General features: G+C 47.3%; 9 protein-coding genes. 6 read left to right on the top strand and 3 right to left on the bottom strand.

The annotated features are described in order from the left end of the window. Nucleotides 1–42: 42 nt before the first annotated feature. Nucleotides 43–345, bottom strand: coding sequence for a DUF1330 domain-containing protein (locus BUR42_RS09870; RefSeq protein ID WP_074239071.1), 303 nt, complete (start codon nucleotides 343–345; stop codon nucleotides 43–45). A 37-nt stretch (nucleotides 346–382) separates the two neighbouring features. Here BUR42_RS09870 and BUR42_RS09865 point away from each other — a divergent pair, with 37 nt between their 5' ends. From BUR42_RS09865 to BUR42_RS09845, 5 genes are all read left to right on the top strand, one after another. Further along, complete coding sequence (locus BUR42_RS09865) at nucleotides 383–1018, top strand: RNA polymerase sigma-70 factor (protein WP_084185484.1); 636 nt, start codon at nucleotides 383–385, stop codon at nucleotides 1016–1018. 59 nt (nucleotides 1019–1077) lie between these two features. Beyond that, nucleotides 1078–2241: a FecR family protein gene (locus BUR42_RS09860; protein WP_074239070.1), complete on the top strand. Its 1164-nt coding sequence runs from the start codon at nucleotides 1078–1080 to the stop codon at nucleotides 2239–2241. A gap of 327 nt (nucleotides 2242–2568) precedes the next feature. After that, nucleotides 2569–5757 (top strand): TonB-dependent receptor, encoded by a 3189-nt coding sequence (locus BUR42_RS09855; RefSeq protein WP_074239069.1) that lies wholly within the window; start codon nucleotides 2569–2571, stop codon nucleotides 5755–5757. A gap of 11 nt (nucleotides 5758–5768) precedes the next feature. After that, nucleotides 5769–7277 (top strand): RagB/SusD family nutrient uptake outer membrane protein, encoded by a 1509-nt coding sequence (locus tag BUR42_RS09850; RefSeq protein ID WP_074239068.1) that lies wholly within the window; start codon nucleotides 5769–5771, stop codon nucleotides 7275–7277. Between the two features lie 4 nt (nucleotides 7278–7281). Then, entirely contained in the window at nucleotides 7282–7806 is a 525-nt protein-coding gene (locus BUR42_RS09845) for a discoidin domain-containing protein (protein WP_159442244.1), read from the top strand. Nucleotides 7807–7862: 56 nt separating this feature from the next. Here the strand turns inward: BUR42_RS09845 and BUR42_RS09840 are convergent, their stop codons facing one another. Next, nucleotides 7863–8588, bottom strand: coding sequence for an acyl-CoA desaturase (locus tag BUR42_RS09840; protein ID WP_074239066.1), 726 nt, complete (start codon nucleotides 8586–8588; stop codon nucleotides 7863–7865). 716 nt (nucleotides 8589–9304) lie between these two features. On the opposite strand from BUR42_RS09840, the gene BUR42_RS09835 reads away from it, so the two are divergent. After that, nucleotides 9305–10210: a bestrophin family protein gene (locus tag BUR42_RS09835; protein ID WP_074239065.1), complete on the top strand. Its 906-nt coding sequence runs from the start codon at nucleotides 9305–9307 to the stop codon at nucleotides 10208–10210. 298 nt (nucleotides 10211–10508) lie between these two features. On the opposite strand, the gene BUR42_RS09830 is transcribed toward BUR42_RS09835, so the two are convergent. Beyond that, complete coding sequence (locus tag BUR42_RS09830) at nucleotides 10509–11723, bottom strand: serine hydrolase domain-containing protein (RefSeq protein WP_074239064.1); 1215 nt, start codon at nucleotides 11721–11723, stop codon at nucleotides 10509–10511. Nucleotides 11724–11739 lie beyond the last annotated feature (16 nt).

The following is an 11739-nucleotide window of genomic DNA, read 5'->3' as shown; positions in this document are numbered from 1 at the left end:
GTCTATATGTTTAAACAAAACATTTCCGATCAGCATCAGGTGTTACAACGCAGTTCCTTTTATCAACAACATCTTCTCAATGGAGGCATCTTTCAGGTGCAGGAACTTTGTGCGTTCTTTGTCTGCCTTGAAGGCTTCAAAATCAGCTTCGCTGTTAAAGGCTGCCAGGTGTATTTCATAAGGAGCTTCAACCGGTTGCATGATGTGGTTCTCCTGCGTTGGGCGGATCCGGAAGAGCATGCGGCCATTGTACCTGGCCACGATAGGAATGGCCACGTTTTCAAATTCATCAAAAATGGCTTCCTGGCCGGGTTTTACATAAATGAGTTGTGTAATGTAGATCATAGTATTAACAAGATAGCTGAAATATTTTTAAAGCCCTATGTTACACGCACCCGCTTTTTTTGATATGTTTACAACCGCCAACAAAGAGCTAACATTGCGTAATAAGGTTGTAGATATCAGTGAACCACTCTTACAGGAAGTATCACAGGGCAGTGAAAGTGCTTTCCGTGCGCTGTTCCATCAATATGCAGATCACCTTCATACTTACATCTGGCAACTTACTAAATCAAAGGAACTGGCAGAAGAAGTAGTGCAGGATATCTTCCTCCAGATCTGGATGGCCCGTGAAACCTTATCAGGCATCCGTAATTTCCGTACCTACCTTTTTGTTATTGCCCGTAATCATGCATTGAACGCCCTGAAAAAGATAGCCAGGGAAAGAAAACACCAGGATGAGTGGGAGCAGACCCGGTACCCGGAATTGGAGCCGCAGGATATCGAGGCCAGCCTGGGCATTGTAGAGGAAGCGATTGCGCAATTACCTGCCCAGCAGCAAAAAGTATGGCTCCTGAGCCGCAAACAAGGCAAAAAGTACCAGGAAATTGCGCAGGAAATGGACCTCTCCCGGGAAACGGTTAAAAAATACATCCGGTATGCTACCCAATCTATTATGCAATATGTGATCAGGCATCCTGATCTGCTGCTGATGGCATTGCTTTTAAGCAGGCACTGAAATTTTTTTCCTGGCCAATAGCCCCTTTTTCAATTTTTAGTTGTTCCTATTATACCACTATGAATTCAAGACTACCTGAATTATTCCAACGCTGGCTGCAAAACCAGTGCACACCCGCAGAAAAGGAGGAATTCCTGCATCTGCTGGAAGAGGTGGGCCCCGATGCATTGAACCCTTTGTTAAAGGAAGCCTGGGATTCGCTGAAAGCGGAAACCACGCTGAGTACCGGGGAAAAAGACCATATGGTGGACCGTATATTACAGCAATCCCCGGCAGAAGCGGCAGAAGTTTCGCGCAGGCCACGCTGGTGGGCTGCTGCTGCTGCTATCCTGGTGCTTTGCCTGGCCGGTGGCGCATGGTATGGTTTACAACAAAGGTCTGGCCAGGGGATGGTGGTGAATGCACCCAAGGGCGCACATGATGTTAACCCGGGTAAAGAAGGTGCCATCCTTACACTCGCCAATGGCAAAACCATTGTGCTGGATTCCCTGAGCAACGGACTTGTGGCAAAACAGAACGGTACACAGGTAGTATTGAATAATGGCAGCCTGCTTTATCATGCAGAAGAAGCTGAATCCATCAGCTATAATACCATCACCACGCCCCGGGGGCGCAAGTTTCAGCTGGTATTGCCGGATGGAACGAAAGTATGGCTGAATGCCGCTTCCTCCCTTCGTTTCCCCACCGTATTCTCCGGTAAAGAACGTAAGGTGGAAATAACAGGAGAAGCATTCTTTGAAGTGAACAGGAACACTGCCCAGCCTTTTATTGTACAGATCAATGAATATGCAGATATACGCGTAGTAGGCACACAGTTCAATGTGAACGCTTATGAAGACGAAGCCAGTATTCATACCACCTTGCTGGAAGGATCTGTACGCATCCGTTCACATGAGCAGGTGCGTTTATTATCTCCCGGCCAGCAGGCGCAGATCAGTAATGATGGGGGAGATCTTCTCATCTTAGATCATGCCAACCTGGAACAGGTAACAGCCTGGAAAGCAGGCTTCTTTAATTTCCAGGGCGCCAGCCTGCAGGAAGTGATGCGTGAACTGGCCCGCTGGTACGATCTGGAAATTATTTACGAAGGAAAGATACCTGAGCAGCAGTTTGAGGGAGAACTACCCAGAACATTACAATTATCACAGGTCACAAAAATATTAACCAAAGTCGACGTTAAATTCAGGATCGAACAGGGGCGCAGGCTCATCGTACAACCATAATAGCAACATATAGAACCTGAAGGACTCCGCCACATGTGGCGCAGGAAAAGTATTGTTATGAATAAAACGCAATGATAGCCCGGAAATAGAAACAGGGAAATGCTGCAAACATTTCCCTGCGGATAATTTCAGGCTTCTTTCATAAAAGGTCTGGCAAGACATTCTTATTAATCAACCTAAAATCGCTACAAAAGTATGAATTTCTACACTTTTTGTAAGTATGCCTTCTATTGCGGGAAGCAGGGAGGTGCAACCAAAAAACTAAGCGAGGTAAGGTCAGCTCCGGTACCATATCGGCGGCCCTGCTTTACAACAATCGTGAACACGATGAAGATCACTACTGTTTTCCTCTTTGCCGTTTGTATGCATGTGAGCGCCAGCACCCGCTCACAGACCGTTACATTTACAGGAAAGGATGTACCGCTTTCAAAAGTATTTGCGGTTGTTAAACAACAAACCGGCTATGTATTCTTCTATAATAGAACTATCCTGCGGGATGGTGCCAGCATTAATGTGCAGGCCAAAGACCAGCCCCTGGAAGCCTTCCTGAAAGTAGTGCTGCAGGGCCAGTTACTGGATTATACCATAGAGGATAAGGTGATCATTATCTCCCGAAAACCGGTAGATGAATTGCCCAATATACCACCGGTGACCATCAGTGGCCGTATTACAGACGACAGGGGAGTACCGCTGCCCGGTGTATCCGTAAAAGTAAAAGGCTCGCCCAAAGGCGCTACCACTAATTCAGATGGAGTATTCAGCATTTCCAATATACCTGATGATGCACATCTCATTATTTCCTTTATAGGTTTTGAAACACGCGAAGTGCCTATCCAGGGCAAAACAGCCATCAACCTGCAGCTGATACCTGCCAGTAAAGATATTGAAGGGGTAACGGTAGTGGGCTATTCTTCCAAGAACGTAAAATACCTTTCCAGCGCAGTAGCTACCGTTTCCGGTGAAAAACTGCGGGACGTTACTTCCAATAACCTCAACAGTCTTTTACAGGGTAAGGCTTCCGGTGTTGTGGTGAGCGCTCCTTCCGGAGACCCTGCTGCTGCCGTGAATGTGGTGATCCGTGGCCAGGGTACCCTGGCTGCCGGTATTAATCCGCTCATTGTGGTAGATGGCAATATCGGGGGCACCTTCAACCCTAACGATGTGGAGTCTGTTACCATCCTGAAAGATGCCGCAGCTACCGGTCTTTATGGAAGCCGTGCTGCCAATGGCGTGATCATTGTAACCACCCGCCAGGGTAAAGCAGGTAAAACAAGGATCGAGCTGAGCAGCGTGGTAGGTTTTAATGAAGCCAATAACGGCAAGTTCAAACTCATGAACTCCCAACAGTTATATGATTACCAGAAAACTTTCACCACCCGTTCGGATACCGTGTTAAAAACAGATACGGACTGGCAGGATATTGCTTTCCGCAGGGCCATGACGCAGAGTTATACACTCTCTGCTTCAGGCGGCAGTGAAAAAACACAGTTCTATGCGGCGGGTAATTATTATAAAGAAGAAGGTACTTTGCTCACCAATAGCAGGACCGCTTATAACTTCCGGGTGAACATTACGCATAAGCTCACGGATAAGATTAAAATGGCAGTGCTCCTGAACGGAGAGTACCTCAAAAATAATAACCATCACAGCAGTACGCTCTATGGCGCCTATACCTATCTGCCATGGGATAAACCATACAATGCAGATGGTACGCCCCGTTTCGGCAGCGGCACAGGATGGCTGGGACGGGAGCAGCAGAACTTCCTGCATTCCCTGCAATACAACCTGTCCTTCAACCGTGCCATGAGCTTTAATGGCGACCTGAACCTGGATTATGCCATCACTAAACACATCACCTTATCCAGCTATAACAGGGCTAATATCTATAACTATAAATCCACGGAGTATTATGATCAGCGTTCCAAAGAAGGAACAGCGGATAAGGGTTTACTGATGCACAATATCAGTTACAACAATACCCTGATCAGTTCCAACAGGCTCCGGTATGAAAATAATTTTGGAGACCATAACCTCACGCTCTTAGGTGTGGGGGAGGCAGAAAAGTATTATGGGGATGAAAATGGCATCTCCGGCCGTGGCCTGCCTGCGGGCATGACAGCCATGTCCACCGCTACGGAAGCTAAAACAACACCTACCGGCGGGCGCAGTGAATACAGCTTCACCAAATGGCTGGCACAGGCAGATTACAACTTCAATAACCGGTATTTCTTCCTGGCCTCCTATGTACATGATATCTCTTCCAAGTTCGGGAACAATACACCCGGTGGTAATTTCTATCAGCTGGGCGCTTCCTGGATCATCAGTAATGAAATGTTCATGGCAGCTAATAATGTGATCACTTTCCTGAAAGTGCGCGGCAGCCATGGTACAGTAGGTAATCCACCTTCAGACAATTACCGCTCCCTTGGCTTGTATACTTACGATCAATCTGCTTCTTATGCAGGGCAATCCGGTTCTTATCCTTCCCAGAAAGCCAATCCTGATCTTACCTGGGAAAAGATCCGTGTGAATAACCTGGGGCTGGATATCAGCTTTTTCAAACGCATTGATCTGAACATAGATGTATATGATAAACAGGCACGTTCACTCCTGATGCTGAAACCATTACCACTCACCAGTGGTTATTCCAACATCATGGAAAACATTGGTTCCATGCGTAACCGCGGGATAGAGTTCACCCTCAATACCCGTAACCTCGTGGGTGAATTCAAATGGGAAACAAGTTTTAACCTGGCTTTAAACAGGAACGAAGTACTCAAACTGAATGGCAAGGATAAGTTTGCCTCTCCCGGAAGCAACCAGCCGGTGGGGCTTGGCGAGGATATGGATAAATGGTATATGCGTATCTGGGCCGGTGTAGATCCCGCCAATGGCGACCCTTTATGGGAAAAGATCATCACCGACGCAGATGGCAAAACCTATCTCACTTACACCAATTCATATAATGCGGCCACACTTCAATATACTGGTACTTCCTCTGCGCCTAAGTTCACCGGCGGTATGCTGAATACTTTCAGCTGGAAAGGTTTGTCCCTGAGCGCTTTCTTCAATTTTGTGAAAGGCAACCAGGTGTTCAACAGCTCCCGCCAGTTCTTTGATTCAGATGGTATCTACGATAGTTACAACCAGATGGTACTGGCAGATGGCTGGAGCAGATGGTCCAAACCCGGCGATATTGCCACCCACCCCAAACCATTGCTGGGCGGTAATAAAGCGGCAAACGAACCTTCTTCCCGTTTCCTGGAAGACGGCAGTTACATCCGCCTGCGTAACATCACCCTGGGGTATAACCTGCCGGAAAGCGTATTGCAAAAATTAAAGATCGGCAGCATCCGGGTATTCCTCAGCGGCGATAATCTCTGGACAGGTACGCATTTCTCCGGTATGGACCCTGAAGTATCTTTTGTGACCACCAGCAGTGCCACCAAAGGTGTTTCCGGTACTAAATATCCTATCAGCAAAAAATACCTTCTGGGTGTAAACATCGGGTTCTAAAAAAGCAACACATGAAATCATCAATAATATTCATATTCCTGCTCACCGCCACCATAGGCTGCAAGAAATACTATGAACCGTCCACCGCCAAAAATGAGAACGAGGCATTGAAGAATGTGGACGATGTAAAGAGCGCCACCATTGGCACATACGCCGTACTGAAGAATCCAAATTATGTGCGCAGTATTCACTTCCTCACAGAATACCAGGGAGATAACATTGCCCAGGGACAGGCTTCTTCAGACGCTTTGTCTAACGCCTACCGTTATACGCACTTAGTGGATATGAGCCATGTGAACAACGTATGGCAGCAGTCTTATTTTGTGATCAACTCCGCCAATAAAGTGATCTCCTTTGTGCCGGACGATGCTTCTGTGGTGCTCCGCCAGTTAAAAGGGGAGAACCTCTACCTCCGTGCCATGATGTACTTTAACCTGGTGCGTGTTTTCGGAAGACCTTACCCGCAGGGTGCAGGGGCAGGCCCTGCCGTACCTATCGTAAAGGAAGATACAAAGGAAGAATTTCCTGCACGGAATACCGTGAAAGAAGTATACGACCTGGTGATCGCGGACCTGTTGAAAGCGGCAGACCTGATGACGGAGGCCAAGAACAACAACTTCGCATCCAAAGAAGTAGCCTGGGCTTTACTCAGCCGCGTATACCTGTACAAAGAAGATCATCCCAAAGCCATTGAGTACGCCAATAAGCTGATCACTTCTCCCCGTTACGGACTACTCACCGGAGATGCCTATAAGAACTATTTCCGCGGGGTGCCGGAAGAGAATAAAGAAACCATTTTCTGCATCCGCCATATCAAAACAGAGAACCGGGATTTCAGTGCTATCGGTTCCATGTATTATAGCGAAGGAGGGCAGGGGCAAACCGGCTGGGGAGAGATCTACGCCAGTAAACAGTTTGTGGATTTCATGGATAAACAACCGGCAGACCTGCGGCATGCTTTTATATCCCCTTATACAAATGCCGGCCCTGTGTTGGCCTGGCCTTATACCGTGCCTGCTCCGGATGTGCGTATGAATACACGCCTGGTGCCTAATACGCCCATGTATTACATCAATAAATACAATTACCAGGAAGGGCTTACCAACCTGAGTTCCCCGGTATACCTGCGCCTTGCAGAAATGTACCTGATCCGTGCGGAAGCGAATGCCAAATCGGGCGCTGCGCAACTGGCACTGGATGATGTGAATGTACTCCGCCAGCGTGCCGGTTTAAGCGGCGCTGCATTGCCCACCTTAGCCAGCATTGCGCTGGAAGGCAGAACAGCCCTGGACGTAGTGATAGATGAACGCCGGCTGGAACTGGCATTCGAAGGCCACCGCGCTTACGATCTGTTCAGGAATAACCGCCCGCTGGAAAGGAATTATCCCGGCACACATTCCCTGAACAATACACCTTCCACCAATATTACACAAACCATTCAGCCAACGGATAACCGGGTGATCTATTTCATCCCTAACCGTGAAAGGCTGGTAAATGCTAACCTCACTCAAAATCCGTAAGCAAATGAAAAGTAATGTATATATCCTGTTGATGGCCGCTGTGCTCGGTGCTTGCGGCAAAGCAGAAGTAGTCACCTTCCGGGACAGGTCCACTGTAATAAAAGCAGACCGCAGTACCTGGACGGCCACCGCATCCAGCGAAGAAACCGTTGCTGAAGCTGCCGGCGCCGCGATGTTGCTGGATGGCAAGATCGCCACCTACTGGCATTCTGATTATTCTGTAACAAATCCGCCGTATCCGCATTGGATCAGGATCGATATGAAAACAGCCATTAAGCTGGTATCTGTAGAGATCACCGCAAGGCAGAACAATACAAATGCCATGACCAAATTTAAACTGGAAGGCAGTACAGATGGGAATACCTGGAGCTTAATGGGAGATAACCTTGTATTCACCGGCGCCACCAAAACACCCCAGAGCTATCCCGTGAGTTCTGCGGTGACTGTACGGTATTTGCGGCTCACCGCATTGGAGGGACCGGTGAAGAATAATTTTATAGCAGAGATAGAAGCGTTTGCCGGTAAATAGAATATTACCGTTTGTATGAAAGCAGGCCCGTGTGTTAAATACCACGGGCCATTTTTTTAATGTGCAAGGCGGATGATATGCAGCCAGTTCAAAACACGGATAACAGGATAAACGGGATCAAACTCATACCACTTTGTGCCAAAATTCACATGGGACGGATGTTTGTGGTGGTTGTTATGATAAGATTCACCCAGCATGAGAATGTCTGGTTTCAGCAGGTTGGTGGAAGTATTCTTCAGTTCATAGTTCTTGTAGCCGTATTTATGTGCATACCAGTTAATGATAGCCCCGTGTATGGCACTCATAGCAATGGTAACGGGCAATAAGAAAAGGAACCAGAAGGAGGGCGCGAATAATATGTAAATGGCAGTATATCCCAGCACCCATAACACACGGCTGTAGAAAGACCCCGCCCACTTGTCGAATGCAGGCCAGTCAGGCAGCCCTTTGGTGAAATGTTCACTGTCTTTATTTTTCCCTTTTACGATGCGCTGATAAGCCATCCTTGCCCGCCACATCATGGCAAATACATGAGGGGAATATTGGGGAGAATGCGGGTCTTTTTCCGTGTCTGTATAAGCATGATGCATGCGGTGCATAATGCCATAAGCCCTGGCGCTCATGTAAGAAGAGCCCTGGGAGAAGTAAGAGAACAGGTAGAAGACCTTTTCCCAGAATGGGCTCATTTTAAATGCGCCATGGGAAGTATATCTGTGCTGGAAAAATGTCTGTGCAAAAAGTGCCGCGTACCAGTGTACGACAAGAAAGATAAGTATTAGCATGTTGATGAATTTACCGTGATGAGATAAAAACGCAGCAAATTCAATATGTTAAAACAAGTGTGGAAAAAAATGTTCGCGAATGCGAAAAAGAGGGAACTGAATTCAATGTATTTCTATGACTAACATAAGGTACGATTTTTTTTGAATAAAAAGAAGTTTTCTTTACCTGAAAAGGTTCACCTGTAAATTGAGTTCAAAAGCATTCCCCAATATATTCCTGTACCCTGATGCCTGCGAAACATATATACCCTGTATGGCCACTGTGGGGCGGTAATTAAACCCTGCACCCACACTTACGTGAGGCCTCCATGTGTATAGGCCATTCCGAAATCACTTTCAAAATATTTATCCCTGCGGTTGAAAGCACCCAGTGAAGGATCGTTGGGATCGCCATTGATATCTTTTGTATTAAGGCGTTATACCTGCAATGCCAGGGGCAGACCAAAATGTAACTCACTTCCTTTACTACTTTTGTACGCTATAAGAGCCCGGCTTTATCATGCATTACATTGGCACCAAAGCCAACGCGTCTGCCCAACATTCCCATCTGCTGTAAAGGATTGTGTTAGGCCCGTTGGCTTTGAGCGCTTTTCCAATAACAGCAGCTTCATTTTTATTTTAAAAGTAGAAAGCCCATGCCGGAGGAGATATGCAAAAATGCGCAATTATTTTTTTTGACGTAACTTATGTAAGTAATCCTAAATATCGCCTGCGCTATGTTGCTAAGAGATAAACTCACATTTGTACAGATCTCCCGCCTCACCTGGCGGCTGGACCTGTTGATACTGTTCTTTTGTACATTGGCTTACCTGGCGGACACCTACTGGCTGAAACGGCATGTAGCCATCCCCGTTACCTTCAGCACGGTATTGGGAACAGCCATAGCATTTTTTATCGGTTTTAATAATAACCAGGCATATGGGCGATGGTGGGAAGGCAGGCAGATCTGGGGCTCGCTGGTAAATGATTCCCGTTCCTGGGGGCGCAACCTGCTGCACTTCTGTGATCAGGGCGCCAGTGATGAAGCGCCGCATGTAGCGCGCAGGATGATCTTCCGCCATATTGGTTTCCTTTATGCACTCAAAGCAAACCTGCGTAAAACAGGTGATCCCTATTACGAAGGTTACCTTAGCAGGCAGGAAGCAGAAGATGTAGCCAACAGCAGTAATATACCGAATGCCATCCTTGATATCCAGGCAGCAGACCTGCAGCTTTTACGTGCCCAGGGTGCAATAGATGGTTTTCTCTTCAGGGATATGAATGAACTGCTGAAGAACCAATGTAATGATATGGGTAAATGCGAACGCATCCGCAATACCGCTTTCCCACCCAGTTATCTTTTCTTCACCCGCGTGTTCATCTGGATCTTTGTGATCATGAACACATTGATGCTGGCAGAGCATATCGGCTACTGGTCCGTTATCTTCGGATGGCTGTTTGGATTTGTATTCCATGTAACACATCAGAACGGGATCAGTATCATGAACCCTTTTGAACAGAACATGATGAGCCTGCCGCTGGATAGTATCACGCGCACAGTGGAGATCAACCTGCTGGAGATGCTGGGGCACCAGCCTTTGCCTTCTCCGGTAGAAGCGATAGACGGGCAGTATTTACTGTAATTATACTTCTCGTATGCTTCTCAAGGGCTTCTCGAGGGCTTAGGACCCGTATATGCACCGTACTACCAATACTGTTAGAACGCTATTACAATACACTACCAATACACTTACAACGCACTACCAACGCACTACCAATACACTATGAATACACTATGCCGCATCAGGGAAAACTTTTTCCGGCATATTGCGGCAAAAGCGGCGGCCTTGTTTTGTACCGGATTGCCCCTTATGTACTTTTGATAAAAAAAGGCAAGGTGGTTGCTGCTCCACCCTGCCTTATGTCTGGATCTGCAGGTGTTTATATGGTTTCCCAGTTGGTATGAATATTCTGTAGCTCCTGCATCATTTCGCCCATAGCTACCCCGGCATCTGCACCGGCAGGCCCGCCGCCGCAGTTCATCATCACGCTGAAGCCTCTGCCGCTATGCGGGTAGATATACAGGTTAGCCAGGCTGGCACCGGTTGCGCCATTGTGGTTAAGTGGTTCATTCTGGGCGCCTCCTCCCAGGAAAAGCCCGCCTCTGGCTACATTGGTAACCGGCATCTGGTACTGTGCCACATCAAAGATGGCGGAGGAATTGATTGCGCGTAAATTGTATTTGATGAATTGCGCCATGCCCAATACCGTACAGTGAACCCCACCCACCACAAATTTGCTGCTATAGGCAGCCAGGTCGTTATTGTAAGGGAGGAAGGGAGTATACTTGCCTGAAGCAGGGTCATATCCATGGAATTGCATACCACCGGGTAAAGGGCCATGCGTGATCTGCAGTTTATTGCCGAGCGGATCAACCAGCAATTCGTTCATGATCTGTTCCCAGCTTTTACCTGTTTTCCTTTCTGCCATAGATGCACAGATAGTAGCGGTGCTGCCATAACCACTTGTTGCGGTGTTCTGGTACCCCAGGTTTTTTGGACTGCTGAACAGGTACTTCTTTTTCTTCAGGCTCAGGATGGTGTACAAATAGCGGAGATAGATCATAGCGCCGTAATTCTTCCATTCTTTATCCCGGCTATTGCCACCGGCGTTAAGGCCAAGGTCCTGGATATGCCGGAAGGGGTCAGTATCGCGGGTGGCAGTATTATTGTTATTCTCCTGGTCGTAATAATAGCCGTTCATGCCGGAAGTGTGAGAAAGCAATTCCAATATCTTTGTGTCCAGGAATGTGCTGTTCATACCACAGCGATCCCTGAAAGGTTTTGAAGAAAACTCCGGGAAGATGTCTTTAATTTTTGTATCCCAGCTCAGGATGCCTTTTTTGATGAGGCAGGAAATTAAGAAGCCGGTGATGGGTTTCGAAATAGAGCCTACGTTAAAGTAGGAAGATGCTGTTGCTTTGTTGCTGGCGGTGGTAAGGCTCAGGCTATTGTCCTTCACGCCTTGTACGGTATGCATAACGGTGTTGCCGTTATCCCTTACGATCACGCCTGCAATATTGGGTAGTTTATATTTGCTGAGCACTGCTTTTGCTTTATCATCCAGTGCTTTTTGGATTTTTACAATGTCTCCCATGATGGTGGATTTTTGA

Source organism: Chitinophaga niabensis (assembly GCF_900129465.1).
GTDB lineage: Bacteria > Bacteroidota > Bacteroidia > Chitinophagales > Chitinophagaceae > Chitinophaga > Chitinophaga niabensis.
The sequence above is the reverse complement of the archived record's forward strand: the minus strand, read 5'-3'. Positions and strand labels throughout refer to the sequence as shown.

Bases quoted from the DNA above. Each gene is read 5' to 3' on its own strand.
- BUR42_RS09870 (WP_074239071.1), bottom strand. From the start codon at position 345: ATGATCTACATTACACAACTCATTTATGTAAAACCCGGCCAGGAAGCC.
- BUR42_RS09865 (WP_084185484.1), top strand. From the start codon at position 383: ATGTTACACGCACCCGCTTTTTTTGATATGTTTACAACCGCCAACAAA.
- BUR42_RS09860 (WP_074239070.1), top strand. From the start codon at position 1,078: ATGAATTCAAGACTACCTGAATTATTCCAACGCTGGCTGCAAAACCAG.
- BUR42_RS09855 (WP_074239069.1), top strand. From the start codon at position 2,569: ATGAAGATCACTACTGTTTTCCTCTTTGCCGTTTGTATGCATGTGAGC.
- BUR42_RS09850 (WP_074239068.1), top strand. From the start codon at position 5,769: ATGAAATCATCAATAATATTCATATTCCTGCTCACCGCCACCATAGGC.
- BUR42_RS09845 (WP_159442244.1), top strand. From the start codon at position 7,282: ATGAAAAGTAATGTATATATCCTGTTGATGGCCGCTGTGCTCGGTGCT.
- BUR42_RS09840 (WP_074239066.1), bottom strand. From the start codon at position 8,588: ATGCTAATACTTATCTTTCTTGTCGTACACTGGTACGCGGCACTTTTT.
- BUR42_RS09835 (WP_074239065.1), top strand. From the start codon at position 9,305: ATGTTGCTAAGAGATAAACTCACATTTGTACAGATCTCCCGCCTCACC.
- BUR42_RS09830 (WP_074239064.1), bottom strand. From the start codon at position 11,723: ATGGGAGACATTGTAAAAATCCAAAAAGCACTGGATGATAAAGCAAAA.